Origin of the sequence: Pseudoalteromonas sp. Z9A6 (assembly GCF_011378805.1) — a bacterium.
Taxonomy (GTDB): Bacteria; Pseudomonadota; Gammaproteobacteria; order Enterobacterales; family Alteromonadaceae; genus Pseudoalteromonas; species Pseudoalteromonas distincta.
The window spans coordinates 49,906-65,983 of sequence record NZ_WTKZ01000005.1 but is presented as its reverse complement, the minus strand read 5'-3'; the positions used below and the strand labels follow the sequence as shown (position 1 = coordinate 65,983).

Here is a 16,078-nt window from a genome sequence, read left to right as displayed (position 1 = left end):
GGGGGCTTTTTAATGGGATATATTAAATGAAACACGTAACAAAAGTGCATTACCACAGTGTAAGTAAAAATCTAGATGTTTACTTTGATGATGACAGTAAAGCTGTATTTAGCTGTGAGTTTTTACGTGTACACTCCCCTTCAGCTGAAGTGCAGGGCCATGGCTCTGGCCCAATGAAGCTAGTACTTAATAAGCAAGCTGTAGGAATAAAAAGTATTGTACCTGTTGGGTATTACGCACTTCGTTTAGATTTTGACGATGGCCATAACAGCGGACTATTTAGCTGGCGCTACTTTGAAAAACTACAACAGCAACAAGATACATTGTGGAGTGAATATTTAGCGCGGCTAACTGAACACGAAAAAAGTAAAGATAGCGTGCCTATAAAATTTGTTCCTTAAACTTTATAGGCCCGTTCTATTAAGCGTTATTAAACCTTAAATTTATCAATTGCAGTGAACAGAACGCGAGCCTGCTCAGAGACTTCTTCACTTGTTTGCGCATTGTTAGCAGCATGTTCAGTTGCGTCTTGTGCAATATCGCGAATTCTTACTACATTTTTATTAACCTCTGATGCCACTTGGCTTTGCTCATCAATAGCAACTGCTATTTGAGAGCTCATTTCCATTATTGTTTGTACATCTTCAGTAATTGCGCCTAATAGCTCACCTGCTTTAATTGCTTGTGAGGCACTTTCATCACCTTGAGAGCGACATTTGTGCATAATACTCACCACTTCTTGAGTACGCTGCTGTAAGGTACTTATAATACCTTCAATCTCACTTGTAGACTCTTGAGTACGCTTTGCTAATGAACGAACCTCATCTGCAACAACAGCAAAACCACGACCATACTCACCAGCACGGGCCGCTTCTATTGCCGCATTAAGTGCAAGTAAATTTGTTTGATCTGCAATCCCTCGAATTACATCAAGCACTGAACCAATTGTTTCACCATCTTTTTCAAGTTGCGACACTACATTTGATGCATTCCCCAGCGAATCAGATAGGGCCCTAATGTGCTTAACGGTAGAATCTACTTCACTGCGCCCTTGTTGTGCACTTAAATTTGTTGACTCTGCTTTTTTCGCAGCCGCTTCAGTATTATGTGAAATATCCTGAATCGTCGCCTGCATTTCGGTGGCTGCCGTTGCAACCATGTCGGCTTCATGTAGTTGCTCTTGCATACCAGAGCTTGTTGCTGCGGTACTTTGTGATAAATGCTCTGTTGCTACATTAAGCGTGTTTAGAGCACCATTAACTTCGTTAATTAAGTTCTTAAAATCGCCTATTAAGCTATTAAAGTCGACCGTCATGGTGGTAATTTCGTCTTTACCAGTTTGCTCTATCATCACGCTCAAATCATTATTACGACGAATATCGTTAATGGTGTGATAAACCCGCTCAATAGGTACAATAATGGAGTGGCTTGTAAAATAAACGAGTGCTAATACAATCACACCTGCAATCACAAATACCAAAATAGCTAAAAATTGAGCCTGCTCTACACTTTGCTCTACTTGTAACTTAGTGTCTTTAACGATTTTAGAAACAATGGCGTCGCTTTTATCTACACTGTCACGCATTACTCCAAGTGCGCCTGACTCAAGATCTAGCCCTAGCTTAGTTTGCGCCTGCACAAGTGTTTGAAATTCGCTTTGGTATATATCAATCAAAGGATTAATTTGTGCTTTATAGTCGCTTGGCAGCTGTGCTGCAGCTATCTGCTGCTTAAATGTATTAATTCCCTCATTAAAACGCCCTAGGTACTTAATATCAAATCTCAGCATGAAATCTTTTTCTGAGCGTCTTAGTTGCAGCATTGACGACAGCAGTTGGTAATTTTGCTGCTCTTTTAATAGTTGCTCAACTTCATGAACCGAGCTTCTAAGCTTGCCATATAACCCGTCGGTCGGGGTTAAACCAATCTCTTTTTGAAGCTTAACAACAGTTTCAAAATCATTATTATAGCTATTTATTAGTTGCTCAAAGTGCTGGACCTGCTCCTATGCGATACTTTGGTTAGCCATTAACTGTTGTAACTTTTTTACTTTATCACTTAACTGCTCAAAACCCGTTTCAAATGCAGTTAACGCGTCTTCTTGTTTATAAAACAAAAAGTTTTTTTCATGTTTACGCAATGCTAATGCATGTACGTTGAGCTCTTCTGCTAATTGAATAGTCTTGTTTAAGCTCAAGGTTGTACGTGATTCAAAAATAATCACGCATAAAAGGACCACCATTGCTAAACCAACAACGACTGCGTTTAGTTGTAAACGTCGTTTAATTGTTAAGTTTTGTAAAAAACTCATCGCTAACGCCTTTTTTGAATATGCATTTTTATTATAGCTAATAGATCAAAAGCGACTAATTAATTTAACTTTTTATTATTGGTAATTCTAAACAGTTTAAATGTGATGGCTATAAGGCGACACTATCCCACAAACCTTTATGTAACGATTGTGTGTTATTCCATTGTTGTTTAACCAACCAATCAATTAAAGGCGCGGGATCGCTGGGGTAATTTATCTGCTTGTTTTGCGGCGCGCTATTCCAATCATCAAGGGCTTGTGGGTTTAAATAGTTCATAACATGCGCCATGCCCATGGCAAATAAAGTTTTTGCATTTGCTGCTTGCTCAAACTGACCATCTAAAGGCTTTAATAGTAACTTTTTACCTAACTTAAGCGCTTCACTGGCAAGCTCAAATCCCGCATTACCAATAACGCCACTTGTGTTTGCTAAGTCGTTTAAAAAACCAGAGCGTGAAGGGGCTCGTAAATGTATATGTCCAAAAGATTGATTGGTGGCATTTGGGTGATAGCAATAAAATTCTTTTTCGGGAAAGTCTTTTAAATAATCAACAACGCTATCTAAGTTTTCGAAAGGTAAATATACCAATACCTTGTTCATTACTGCTACAGGGTTGTCGTGATTATGATGAGCAATAAAAGGCGGTATTATATTATTTGCAAATGGTTGCCAGTGCACGCCTAAGTAGGTAGTCGCTGGTGCATAATGCTTGATAAGTGATTTTCTCAGGACGCCACGACCAAACATAGGTACGTTATCTGACAAAAATGCCGCTTGGTGACTAATGCCAATAACGGGTATACCTGCCCGTTTTGCAGCCCATGCTGTCACAGGCTCAAAGTCGTTAAGTACAAAATCGTACTGTTTTATCTCAAGCGATTTTATATCACTCACCAACTTACAAATTCGCATGTTTTTAAGTGTTTTTAAATTTTTAACTTGCCCATTTTCAGTGCTAAACGACAAACCACGATACGCTTTATAATCTGAGAATTCGTGCATATCAAAGTAATCTTTATTTGCGCGCCCTGAAAACACATAATCAACATCAATACCGAGCTTATTAAAGCAGCTTGCCATAACCCGAGCGCGCGTTATATGACCATTACCGGTACCTTGTACTCCATACAATATTTTCATGCAGGCACCACAAGTGCTAACGCAAATAAACCACAAAAACTACCAATCGTTGCGCCTATTATAATATCAGCAGGAAAGTGCACACCCAATACCACACGAGACATAGCAACGCCGGTAGCCCAACTAAATAGTAGTAATGCATATTCTGGAAAAAAATGGCTTAATATAATTGCCACTAAAAAAGCAGCGGCACTGTGACCCGATGGTAAACTAAATTTATCGCTTGGTACTATATAGGCATTTGTTACTAAGCAGTCGCATGGACGGATCCGAGCAAATCTATTTTTAGCTAGTAGGTAAATAGGTCTTTCTATAGCAAAACCAATTAATATAGTGACAGGCAATAATTGGTGCTTTTCATTATTACTAAGCCACCACACTGCTAAGCATATTAATATATAAAGCCCACCATCACCGCTTTTAGACAAACCAAAGGCCATTGTTTTAAACCACCTCGGTGAATTGCAATTAAACAAAGTTAAAAATAATTGCTCATCTATCTGAGTTACCTTTTTAAGCATATTATTATTCATCACCATCCCTCATTGCATAACATATGAACACCGATTTAGCTTATGTGTTGTAAATAACAATTGAGTGACGCTTTTAATACACTATTATTGCGATTAATGATTTAGCGCTTGTTTTGCCTAAATTTACTGCGATTAAGTCGTTGTTATTGCTTATAAGGAGGGTATACTGAGATATAAATTAATGTACCTTTTGAGGATAAAATAATGGATTACAGCACTTCTGATTTATGCGACCACTTTGCTGACGTGGTTGACGTGCTAGAGCCTATGTTCATCAACTTTGGTGGTCGACACAGCTTTGGTGGCCGCATTAAAACGGTTAAATGTTTTGAAAATAATGAACTCATCCGCGAATTACTTTCTCAAGATGGTACAGACCTAGTACTTCTTATTGATGGTGGCGGCTCAACTCGTCGCGCACTAATCGACATTGAACTGGCTGAGCTAGCACTTGAAAACAACTGGAATGGTATTGTTGTTTACGGCGCAGTACGCCACGTTGATGAGCTTGAAGAGCTTGATTTAGGCATTCAAGCAATTGCTTCAATCCCTGTTGCAGCCGACAGCGAAGGTGCTGGTGAAGATGCTATAGGCGTTAACTTTGCTGGGGTATCATTTTTTGATGACGACTTTATTTATGCAGATAGCACAGGCATTGTTTTATCTGCAGAAGAATTAGAATTGGAAGTTGTAGAAGTATAACGTGACTTCCCATTTAAAAGTATATGATGAAAGCGCGGTTAGAACACTTTGCTCTAGCCGCGCAAATGAGAAAAAAGCATGGCAATCAATGGCCTTGCTCGACACCCAAGTAAACCTGCAACAAGCACTTGTTGACGCTGCTCAATTTGGTATCCGCTATGTACTTCTGGGTATTTGCGAAGATATCGGCCCAAAAGCAAACTTAGGAAATGGTGGTGCAAACGAAGCATGGCCTGCTTTTTTAAAACGCTTTTTAAACCAACCTCACAATCAATTTATTGCCACTCAAAAAGTGCTTTTATTGGGTGAAGTTAATACTGATGATTTAATGGCGCAAAGCAACCAGCTTAATAATCAGCAAGGCCAGCAATTAACTCAATTACGAGATTTATGCCAACAGCTTGATGAACGCGTAGAGTCGGTATTGAGCCTTATTTTTAAAGCGGGGCTTGAGCCAATCGTTATTGGCGGAGGTCATAACAATTGCTTGGGAATTATCCGTGCCCTGAGTAAGTCAAAAAATACACCTATTAATGCTATCAACTTTGACCCTCATGCCGACTTTAGAGAATGTGAAGGTCGCCATAGCGGCAATGGCTTTCGCTACGCTTATAACGAGCAACATCTAAGTAATTACCACGTTATTGGCTTACATGAGATAAAAAACAATCAAGCAATTATAGATGCAATGAGTGAAGCTAACTTTACGTTTGATAGCTATCAATCAATACAAGTTAAGCGAAAAATTACACTCACTCAGGCAATTGAAAACGCATTAAGTAATTTTAACGATTTACCACTGGGTATTGAAGTTGATTTAGATAGTATTACTTACATGCCGGTTAGTGCGTACACATGTTGCGGATTTAGTGTGAATGACACTGAGCACTTTGTGCACTTAGCAGCAAACCATCGCCACTCTAAGTACTTACATTTATGTGAAGCAGCGCCTAGCCAGCACCCTAGCGGGTTAGATGCCGGTGCTGCCCATGTAGGGCAAGTGATCAGTGCACTTGTGAATAGCTACCTACAAGCCAAAGAAAACACTTAGCGCTGTTGAACTAATCGCCACTCTTTTAGCCAGCTCATTAAACCGATACTACTTAGCGGGTGACCAAAGTAATAACCTTGGGCAGCATAACCTTTTAAGCTTTTTACAAACTTAAGTTGCTCAAGTGTTTCTACCCCTTCAAAAATCACTTTTGTTTTTTGTTGGTTATGCATTTCAACCATTCCGCTAACTAAACTGCGTATATTGTTTTGATTACTAAAGTCAGCAGTAAGTGAAGGTGAAACCTTAATATACTCTACCGCTAGACTTGGTAACTTAGAAAGCAGTACCGGGTTATCACCAAGTCCATCAACACATACTTTTAAGCCTATGTTATTAAGCCTTGCGATCATGCCTCTGCCTTTATCATCTAGTCCCGCAAAAATATGCAAAGGGCATTCAACAATTAAATCGCCAGCTTCCAAGTGATGCTCACTTAAAACAACATCAACAAATTCAATAAACTCTTCGTTAAGCATTTCAGGACCAAATACGTTAATGCTAAGCGGTATAGAAATACCTTCTATTCTAAGCGCCATTGCAAGCTCAGCAGCTCTCTCTATTACAAATTTAGCGAGTGGATAACCAAGCCCTGCAATTCTAATGTCGTCGATAAACCTGTTAGCGGATAAAATCCCTTGCTTAGGATGCTGCCAACGCAGTAGTAATTCTAAAAACTCAATTTGACCGTTTTCGTTACAAATAATAGGCTGAAAATAAAGCTCTAACTCGCTCGAAAAATCAATATTTGCTAATTCCTTTAGTCGCGCTTGTTGCTCTCGCAATTCAATCATCATTTGTTGATGATAAGGCACAACCTTGCGATCTGGGTGGCTATCGAGTGCTAGGTATGCGTACGATATTAAATTATCAAAGTTGTTATCTTGCTCATTACAATCAACATAACTCGCTCTAGCTTTTACTTCTACAGTGCAGTTAGCAACATTAAATGGCTTAAGCGTTGCACCCAGTATTTGGTCAATAACTAATTCATGTAAGTGTTTTTGATTCGCGAAACTACAAATAAATGCAAAGTTAAGACCCCCTAAGTGGGCTAGCTTTTCTTGCCCAGTTAAAGTCACTATTTCGTCACTTGAAAGTAGCTCTTTTATTCGATTAGCCGATTGCGCTAAAAGTATATCGCCAAAGTCGCGTCCAATATGCTGGTTAACTTGCTCAAAGCCTTCAAGGCGAATAACGATTAACGCTGCGCTTATTTGTTTGTTGTCGCACCATGCATAGTAACCTTGGCGTAACTGTTTTCTATCTGCAAAAACTGAAAGCGGAGACTCTTCAATAAATGCATCACCTTCAGGTTCTGGCTCTATAACGACTTCTATTTCAGCACTTTCATCATTTAAAAAGCCAACAATAGCTAATAATAATATTGCTAACACAACCCAAAATAGCGGAACTTCCAATAATAAATGAGCTGAAAATAGAACAACAAATAAAAGACCAGCCATTGAGCTGGTAATTATCATGCTCCAATTATTTCGCTCAAATGCTTGCCATAAGTGAAAACAAAACCCAAAGGCTAGTAAAATAGCAAGCCAAGCCGCACCGCTGCTTAAGATAGCTAAACCAACAGCAGCTGTGCATAAATAGCTGAATTTAATACTGGCATTTTTAACAGCAAATAAAGTGGCGATCATCGCCATTAATAGTGCACCACTAAAAAATATTGGGAAATTACTGTCGGTTAGTATGTTCAAATTAACGGCATCCGTATTCGCTAAAAAAGTTTAAACCAAGTTATATGTGGGTAAAAATAATACAAACTAATTAATTCTACCCAAAATCCATAAATTTAACAGTTTATTTACGCCAAATTGGTAACTTAATTGTGATGGATGACTTATTTGCCAATGCGCAATATCAGCTCTTGCGCCAACCTTTAAAATACCACGGTCGTCTAAACCTAGTGCTTTAGCTGCATTTCGAGTAACACCAGCTAATGCTTGCTCGGGTGTTAATCTAAACAATGTGCATGCCATGTTCATCATCAAGTGCACTGAGCACAGCGGTGAAGTACCTGGGTTAAAATCACTCGCAATAGCTATAGGTACTTTATATTGATTAAGTAATTCAATAGGTGGGAATTTAGTTTCTCTTAAAAAATAAAATGCACCTGGCAATAACACCGCTACCGTCCCAGCGTCTGCCATGGCTTTTACACCCTCTTCATCTAGATGCTCAATATGATCCGCCGAAAGGCCATTAAACTGCGCCACCAGCTTAGCACCCTGTTGATTAGATAACTGCTCAGCATGGCATTTTACTGGGAGGTTATGCTTTTTAGCCGCCTGGAAAACACGTTTGGTTTGCGAATAACTAAACCCAACATTTTCACAAAATACATCGACTGCATCAGCAAGATTATTAGCCACTACCTGATCTAGCATGTCAGTACACACTAAATCAATATATTCATCAGCACGGCCTTTGTATTCAGGCGGTAGAGCATGCGCCCCTAAAAAAGTAGTTTTAATATCAATAGGGTGATGTTCACCTAATAAACGAGCGACTTCTAATATTTTTATCTCGTTTTCTGTATCTAGCCCATAACCAGACTTTATTTCAACGGTGGTTACACCTTCTTTTAACAACGTATTTAAGCGATCTTTTGCATCAACAAACAATTGTTCACGGTCGGCTGCTCTTGTGGCTTTAACCGTACTTGCTATGCCACCGCCTTGTGCCGCAATTTGCTCATAGCTTACGCCTTGCAAACGCTGTTCAAACTCTTGCGATCTTGAACCTGCAAATACTAAGTGAGTATGGCAATCTACTAAGCCCGGCGTTAACCACTGTCCTTTTACACTCAATGTCGGCGTTGCAAACACATCAAAACTAGGCAATGTCGATTGCTCTCCAATCCACGCAATTTTACCATTTTTAATGGCTATAGCAGCATTTTCAATTGCGCCATAAGGGGCATTTATATTGCTATCCATAGTGGCAATATTGGCATCAGTTAAAAGTAAGTCGATTTCTTCTAACTCATAATTTTGTGTTGTGCTTTGCATATCGCAGCCCTTTTTACACCGTGAATAATGAAAATATAGTCTAACAACCCATCTTGTATATACAAGGTAATTGTGTCATCTTATTTATATAGTTTATTTTTAATGTAACCATAAATTTAATGACGACACCTAAATTTGCGCAAATAAAACAATTCATTGTTGATAAAATTCGCAGCGGTACGTGGCAAGAAAACCAACGTGTTCCCTCTGAAAACGAACTAAGTAGTCAATTTAGTGTAAGCAGGATGACAGCCCGCAGAGCACTAAGCGAATTAACCGAGGCAGGTATTTTAACCCGCAGCCAAGGGTTAGGTACATTTGTAGCTACATTTAAATCGCAGTCATCGTTACTTGAAATAAAAAATATTGCTGATGAAGTAAAAGAGCGTAACGGCAACTACACCTGTAGTGTACTCATACTCGAATCAATAAATGCAGTCGCACCTATTGCCATTGCACTTGGTGTTGAGGTTGACAGTGTTGTATATCGAAGTGTACTTGTGCATAACGAAAACGACAGCCCTTTGCAGCTAGAAGAGCGTTTTGTAAACCCTGCCCTTGCGACTGGCTACTTACAACAAGACTTTAGCATGCTTACACCTCATGAATATCTATCTAGTGTTGCCCCACTTACCCAAGCAAGGCATACAGTAGAGGCCATTATGCCAAACAGCGAAATGTGCCAATGGTTAAACTTATATAATGAAGAGCCATGCTTACAAGTGATCCGACGCACCTGGTCTGTTAAAGGCATTGTAAGCTTTGCGCGCCTTGTATCACCTGGCAGTAAATATCGCTTAGGTGGCCACTTAACATTTAAAAAATAACAAACAATAGCGCTTACTGCGCTTTTTTTATAACAAATCACCTTGTATATACAACAGGAGCAAAACATGAACAACCGACTCGACACAAGTCGCGTAATACGTGCACCTCATGGAGATAAAATAAGTGCTAAAAGCTGGCAAACAGAAGCTGCTAAGCGCATGCTAATGAATAACTTAGACCCTGAAGTTGCAGAGCATCCTCATGCACTTGTTGTATATGGTGGTATTGGCCGAGCAGCTCGTGATTGGCCAAGTTATGACAAAATAATTGAGACGCTTGAGCGCCTTGAAGATGACGAAACCTTATTGGTGCAATCAGGTAAACCAGTGGGGGTATTTAAAACTCATAGCAATGCACCGCGGGTATTAATTGCAAATTCTAACCTTGTTCCGCACTGGGCTAACTGGGAACACTTTAATGAGTTAGATAAGAAAGGCTTGATGATGTACGGCCAAATGACCGCTGGCTCTTGGATTTATATTGGCTCTCAAGGAATTGTTCAAGGCACTTACGAAACCTTTGTAGCTATGGCAAAACAACATTTCTCAGGCGATGCCAAAGGTAAGTGGGTGTTAACAGGTGGCTTGGGAGGAATGGGCGGTGCACAACCATTAGCTGCAACCATGGCTGGCTTTAGTGCCTTAGTGGTGGAATGTGATGAAAGCCGTATCGATTTTCGGATAAAAACAGGGTACGTCGATGTAAAAGCCACAGATCTTGAGCATGCACTAAAATTAATAACAGATGCTTGCATAAAAGGTGAAGCGCTTTCTGTGGGTTTACTCGGTAACGCGGCTGATGTTTTTAGTACCTTAGTAAAAAGTGGTATTACTCCCGATATAGTCACCGATCAAACCTCAGCTCATGATCCACTTAACGGTTACCTGCCACAAGATTGGAGTATGGAATACGCAGCTAAAATGCGAATCGATAACCCACAAGCAGTTATAAAAGCGGCTAAACAGTCAATGGCAGTCCAAGTAAAGGCGATGTTGGCACTGCAAGATGCGGGCGCAGCAACAACCGACTATGGCAATAATATTCGTCAAATGGCCCTAGAAGAAGGCGTGAGTAATGCATTTGATTTCCCTGGATTTGTGCCTGCGTATATTCGTCCATTATTTTGTGAAGGGATTGGTCCGTTTAGGTGGGTAGCACTATCTGGCGATCCTGAAGATATTTACAAAACAGACGCAAAAGTAAAAGAGCTAATTCCTGATGATAAGCATTTGCATAATTGGCTTGATATGGCGCGTGAGCGAATTCAATTTCAAGGCTTGCCTGCACGTATTTGTTGGGTCGGTTTAAAAGATAGAGCGCGCCTTGCTGTTGCCTTTAACGATATGGTTAAAAGCGGTGAGCTTAAAGCGCCGGTAGTTATTGGACGAGATCATCTCGACTCAGGCTCAGTTGCCAGTCCTAACCGTGAAACTGAAAGTATGAAAGATGGCTCCGACGCGGTCTCCGATTGGCCACTATTAAATGCTCTGCTTAATACCGCAGGCGGTGCTACTTGGGTATCGCTTCATCATGGCGGTGGTGTAGGCATGGGGTTTAGTCAGCACTCTGGTGTAGTTATTGTTGCCGATGGTACTGATGAAGCTAAAGAGCGTATTGCTCGTGTACTGTGGAACGACCCTGCAACAGGTGTAATGCGCCATGCTGATGCCGGATACGACATAGCAAAAAACTGCGCTAAAGAACAAAATTTAGACCTACCTATGTTAAACGAGGAATGATCATGTTTGAACTTACTCTCACACCCGGATCACTTGATTTAAACACACTAAGAAAAATTAATAATTCACCGGTAAAATTGAGCCTTGCAAAGCATGCCGAGTCGCAAATAGCAGCCAGCGCGCAAACCGTTCAAAACGTTATCAATGAACACCGCACTGTATATGGAATTAACACCGGCTTTGGATTATTAGCCAATACTAAAATTGCCGACGACCAACTTGAATTATTACAGCGCTCCATTGTACTTTCACACGCTGCGGGTATTGGTGAATACATGGATGACAGCACAGTAAGGTTAATGATCACCTTAAAAGTAAACTCGCTTTCACGTGGCTATTCGGGCATTCGCCTGCAAGTAATCCAATTTTTTATGCAGCTGCTTAGTAGCGAAGTATATCCATGCGTGCCTAAAAAAGGCTCCGTGGGGGCATCGGGAGATTTAGCTCCTCTTGCGCATATGTGTCTACCTTTATTAGCTGAAGGTCAAATGCGACATAAAGGAGAAATAATTAGCGCAGCACAAGGGTTAAAAATAGCGGGACTTGAACCCCTAACACTTGCAGCCAAAGAAGGCTTAGCATTATTAAATGGCACGCAAGCCTCTACTGCATTTGCACTTCAGGGATTATTTAGAGCCGAAGACTTGTACGCACAAAGCTGTGTTATTGGCTCTATCAGTATAGAAGCTGCCATGGGCAGTCGCGCGCCATTTGATGCACGTATTCATGACATTCGTGGTCAGCGCGGACAAATAGACACCGCGCACGTATTTAGAGAATTACTCGATACGCACTCACAAATTAGTGACTCACATATTAATTGTGAAAAAGTACAAGACCCATATTGCCTGCGCTGCCAGCCGCAAGTTCTTGGTGCATGTTTAACCCAAATACGTCAAGCCGCCGAAGTACTACTGTGTGAATCAAACGGTGTAACCGATAATCCGCTAGTTTTTGCCGATGTAGGCGACATAATATCGGGTGGAAACTTTCATGCTGAGCCCGTTGCTATGGCCGCCGATAACTTAGCTATCGCAATTGCCGAAATTGGCGCATTAGCAGAAAGGCGAATTGCATTACTTATCGATTCAAACCTATCCAAATTACCGCCATTTTTAGTTGAAAACGGCGGGGTAAATTCAGGATTTATGATTGCCCAAGTTACCGCAGCAGCGCTTGCGTCAGAAAACAAATCATTAGCGCATCCGGCTTCGGTCGATAGCTTGCCTACATCTGCAAATCAAGAAGATCATGTTTCTATGGCAACCTTTGCAGCAAGGCGCTTAGATGAAATGGCCAATAATACCCAAGGTGTTTTGGCAATAGAATGGTTAGCATCGATTCAAGGGCTAGAATTTAGAAAGCCGCTTGAACCATCAAATAAAGTGCAAAGCGCTAAAGCGTTGTTACGCGAGCATGTGAGTTATTATGATAAAGACCGCTACTTTGCTCCCGATATCGAAGCTGCTAACACATTACTAAGTGAAGGTAAGCTATGCGACTTTATAGAGAGCAGTCCCCTGCCTTCAGCATATTAAATACCGTGCTGATAGCTAAACCCTAAGGCTTCAATGGCTGAGCCTAATATTTTTCGCTCAGCCGGTTCAGTTCCTGTAAACGTTGGCATTTCACCACCATGTTGCTGACACTTCATCGCGTAGTATTCAGCTTTTGTGGGGTGCGCGGGATTAACCACATTATAAATATTTTGCCCTACTTGCCAGTGCTCTATCACCGCATAAATAGCATTGATCACATCTTGTTGATGCACCATATTCACCACTTGCTCACTTGATGTGTTGAGTTCTTTACCCGCCACAAAACGCCCCGGTTCTCTATTAGGCCCTAGTAAGCCAGCTAAACGAAGTATTTTGCCATCTTGTTCAAGCACTTGCTCTTCAGCTTCGTAAAGCTTTATTTGGCGCTCGTTTGTGCATGAAATATCGCTACTTTCACTATATACACCAGGCTCTTGATCGTACACCCCGGTTGATGAGCACAATAAAAAGCCCTTTGCGTTTAGCTCCTTTGAAAGCTTAAGCGCTGCGGTGAGTGTTTCAGGATAATTACTTTCACTGTGCCTGCTACGTGGTGGAATAGCACATACCCAATAAGCACCTTGTAAATCAACTTGATGCCTTAATTGTCCATCTTCAAGTGTAAACTGACGCTCAAAGTCAAACTCGTGTATATCTGTTCTATGCGTTCCTTGTACTTGCCAGTCAGCTTTTTGTGCACTTACGCACAAAGCATGTCCTAACCAGCCTGCACCTAATACTACTAATTTATTACTTTTATTTGTCATTTTTGTATAAGCCTTTATTTTAAACGCATAATTAGTTCTTTCTATCTAACTTTATAGAGATTTTAAGTAAGATATGATTAGATATAATTTCATAAATAATAAAAATATGTGTACTCATGCTAAATAATTTATCATTACGGAAGAAAATATTATTATTGATTGGTGGAACAATTACCGTTTTACTAATTATCGCCTCAACATTTTTTGTTAAACACATTGCCAATCTCTCTAGAGAAAACATAGAAAACGAAGCACAAAGTTATCTACAGGCCGAGCAACTTTCAATGCAAAGTTACTTCGCGATGTACGGTAAAATGGTATCAACCTTTGTTAATAACCCACATTTAATCAACTTTTTTGAAAATTGGGATACACGCGATCAAGCACTCGAAAGCGCGCCAGGTTACAACGAAGTAAACCAAGACTTTGTGCGTTTAAGCTCAAATGACGAAAACATTTTATCGGCCTTTTTTGCCTCAGCAACCACCGGTGAATACTTTAAAGAAAACGAGCGTACAAGTCACTACAACGGCCAGCCTTATTACGCCTACAAGCGTGGGTGGTGGCAAGAAGCCATGCAAGTTAACAAGCTTTATGTAGGTCCAATCTCTGTTGATTTAACCACAGGCGTAGCATCCGCAGTAGTACAACAACCTGTTTATAACGCTCAGCGAAAACTCATCGGTATGGGCGGTGTTGATTTACAATTAAACAAAATTAACGACATGGTCGAAAATATTCGCTTTAACGGCCAAGGTTATGGATTTTTACTCGATGGCAATCAAAAAGTAGTACATTTTTCAAAGGCCACTGGGCATAAACTTTCAATTACAGATGAAGGTGCAAATGGTAAAGAAGGGCTCGATGCGCTTGAGCAACAATTTACAAATACAGCAGGCTTTAAAGAGTTAAATACACAAATGCGAAATAACCTTGAAGGCAGCCAAATGGTTACTTTTAAAGGTGAGCAGTTTTATGTGGTTTACCATCGTTTGCAGCTAGAGCAGCCTTATATAGATTGGTATGTAGGTCTACTTATCCCAACTACTATGATTGATGAGCCCGTAAATGCTGCTGTAACCGCTACAACAACGGCGGTAATTATTATCTTAATCATTATATTAGCCATGATTTTATGGGCTACCCACATGATTTCAAAACCCATTACAACGCTTACGCACATTATGCGTGATATAGCATCGGGCGAAGGCGATCTTACTCAAAAAATTGATATTAATAGTCAAGATGAAGTGGGACAGCTGGCCAATCATATGAACACTTTTATTGATAAGTTGCACGCCATGATGCTTGATACCGCAGCGCAAGCAGAACAACTAAGTAATGCAGCGGCCCAGTTAAGAAGTGTTTCTGACAAAACAAATTCTGAAATTCAGCAAGAGAAGCAGCAAGTTGATAGCGTGAGCGCAGCGGTAACTGAAATGGCGACTACTGTGCTTGAAATATCACGTAACGCACAACACACAAATAACGCAGCTGAAGAAGTACAAGCAATTACAGCTGAAGGAGCTAGCCGTTCTACACAGGCGCAAACAGTAATGACTGAACTGGCATTACATATTGGCGAAGCATCTAAAGTGGTTGCAGGTCTTGAGCAAGAAAGTAATAACATTGGTGCATTAGTCGATGTAATTAATTCCATTGCTGATCAAACCAACTTACTTGCACTTAATGCGGCTATAGAGGCTGCTCGTGCCGGTGAACACGGTAGAGGCTTTGCCGTTGTTGCTGATGAAGTTCGTTCACTTGCAAGTCGCACACAAGAATCAACAGACGATATTCGAAATATGATTTCGCGCTTGCAGCAAATAGCTCAACAAGCCTCAGTAATGATGCAACAAGGACAAGATCAAACCGAGGGCTCAGTGCTTCAAACTAAAGAAGTGCTTAGCTCACTTCACAATATTGCGCAGTCGGTTACTAAAGTACAAGACCAAAGTCATCAAATAGCCACATCTACCGAGGAGCAAACTGTTGTTGCTGAGGATATTAATACGAGCCTTTCGGCAATTAATAACTTAGTGAACAGTACCGCTGACCATGCGCACACCCTCGCTGACGAAGCTCGTGACTTAAGTGATTTAGCTGCGGCGCTTAACAAAACGGTTAATCAATTTAAATTATAAAACATGTATTTAATAGTTGTGTTTAAGCGTAAAACTTAAGCGCAACTATAACCCTTGTTTTTAATTTATTTAGCACCATATCTTTACAGTTCGCTGCTATTTTTACTGTAATTGAGTAATACAAAGTGATTTTTACGAACCAGATCAAATTTTTCGATTTTATACACCGATCTTTTTATTGAGATAGTTTGTTGTTTGGCAGAGTCTGGTATAGTAGCGCACGTAATAAACAGTGCTTTTTGAACAGTTTATTACAAAATTGCTAATTAATATGTTCTAAGTGTTACTTAAAAGC

At 40.4% G+C, this 16,078-nt stretch carries 12 protein-coding genes and 1 pseudogene; 7 read left to right on the top strand and 6 right to left on the bottom strand.

Going from position 1 to position 16,078, the window contains the following annotated elements:
* Positions 1-26 precede the first annotated feature (26 nt).
* Positions 27-401, top strand: coding sequence for a gamma-butyrobetaine hydroxylase-like domain-containing protein (locus GQR53_RS03225; RefSeq protein ID WP_165742858.1), 375 nt, complete (start codon positions 27-29; stop codon positions 399-401).
* A 29-nt stretch (positions 402-430) separates the two neighbouring features.
* Here the strand turns inward: GQR53_RS03225 and GQR53_RS03220 are convergent.
* From GQR53_RS03220 to GQR53_RS03210, 3 genes and pseudogenes are all read right to left on the bottom strand, one after another.
* A pseudogene (locus tag GQR53_RS03220) lies at positions 431-2,311 on the bottom strand (methyl-accepting chemotaxis protein).
* Positions 2,312-2,420: 109 nt separating this feature from the next.
* On the bottom strand, positions 2,421-3,452 hold the full coding sequence (locus tag GQR53_RS03215; RefSeq protein ID WP_165742857.1) for an MJ1255/VC2487 family glycosyltransferase: 1,032 nt from the start codon (positions 3,450-3,452) through the stop codon (positions 2,421-2,423).
* A complete protein-coding gene (locus GQR53_RS03210; RefSeq protein ID WP_165742890.1) occupies positions 3,449-3,988 on the bottom strand; it encodes a phosphatase PAP2 family protein in 540 nt (179 codons plus the stop codon). Before GQR53_RS03210 ends, GQR53_RS03215 begins: the two co-directional genes overlap by 4 nt.
* A gap of 201 nt (positions 3,989-4,189) precedes the next feature.
* On the opposite strand from GQR53_RS03210, the gene rraA reads away from it, so the two are divergent.
* Positions 4,190-4,687, top strand: coding sequence for a ribonuclease E activity regulator RraA (gene rraA, locus GQR53_RS03205; protein ID WP_002959955.1), 498 nt, complete (start codon positions 4,190-4,192; stop codon positions 4,685-4,687).
* A gap of 1 nt (position 4,688) precedes the next feature.
* On the top strand, positions 4,689-5,738 hold the full coding sequence (locus GQR53_RS03200; protein ID WP_165742856.1) for a formimidoylglutamase: 1,050 nt from the start codon (positions 4,689-4,691) through the stop codon (positions 5,736-5,738).
* Here GQR53_RS03200 and GQR53_RS03195 read toward each other — a convergent pair.
* Positions 5,735-7,399 (bottom strand): GGDEF domain-containing phosphodiesterase, encoded by a 1,665-nt coding sequence (locus GQR53_RS03195; RefSeq protein ID WP_002959950.1) that lies wholly within the window; start codon positions 7,397-7,399, stop codon positions 5,735-5,737. The genes GQR53_RS03200 and GQR53_RS03195 overlap by 4 nt on opposite strands.
* Before the next feature lie 120 nt (positions 7,400-7,519).
* Entirely contained in the window at positions 7,520-8,767 is a 1,248-nt protein-coding gene (hutI, locus tag GQR53_RS03190; protein ID WP_165742855.1) for an imidazolonepropionase, read from the bottom strand.
* Between the two features lie 119 nt (positions 8,768-8,886).
* Between hutI and hutC the strand changes: the two genes are divergently transcribed.
* From hutC to hutH, 3 genes are all read left to right on the top strand, one after another.
* Positions 8,887-9,594 (top strand): histidine utilization repressor, encoded by a 708-nt coding sequence (hutC, locus tag GQR53_RS03185; RefSeq protein ID WP_002959947.1) that lies wholly within the window; start codon positions 8,887-8,889, stop codon positions 9,592-9,594.
* Positions 9,595-9,660: 66 nt separating this feature from the next.
* The gene (gene hutU / locus GQR53_RS03180) at positions 9,661-11,334 is read left to right on the top strand and encodes a urocanate hydratase (RefSeq protein ID WP_165742854.1); all 1,674 of its coding nucleotides are present in this window, start codon (positions 9,661-9,663) and stop codon (positions 11,332-11,334) included.
* Between the two features lie 2 nt (positions 11,335-11,336).
* On the top strand, positions 11,337-12,872 hold the full coding sequence (gene hutH, locus GQR53_RS03175; protein WP_165742853.1) for a histidine ammonia-lyase: 1,536 nt from the start codon (positions 11,337-11,339) through the stop codon (positions 12,870-12,872).
* Here the strand turns inward: hutH and GQR53_RS03170 are convergent.
* Positions 12,869-13,639 carry an NADP-binding protein gene (locus GQR53_RS03170; RefSeq protein ID WP_165742852.1) on the bottom strand — a complete coding sequence of 257 codons (771 nt, stop codon included), beginning with the start codon at positions 13,637-13,639 and terminating at the stop codon, positions 12,869-12,871. The genes hutH and GQR53_RS03170 overlap by 4 nt on opposite strands.
* Before the next feature lie 116 nt (positions 13,640-13,755).
* Between GQR53_RS03170 and GQR53_RS03165 the strand changes: the two genes are divergently transcribed.
* Positions 13,756-15,783: a methyl-accepting chemotaxis protein gene (locus tag GQR53_RS03165; protein ID WP_165742851.1), complete on the top strand. Its 2,028-nt coding sequence runs from the start codon at positions 13,756-13,758 to the stop codon at positions 15,781-15,783.
* The last annotated feature ends 295 nt before the right edge of the window (positions 15,784-16,078 follow it).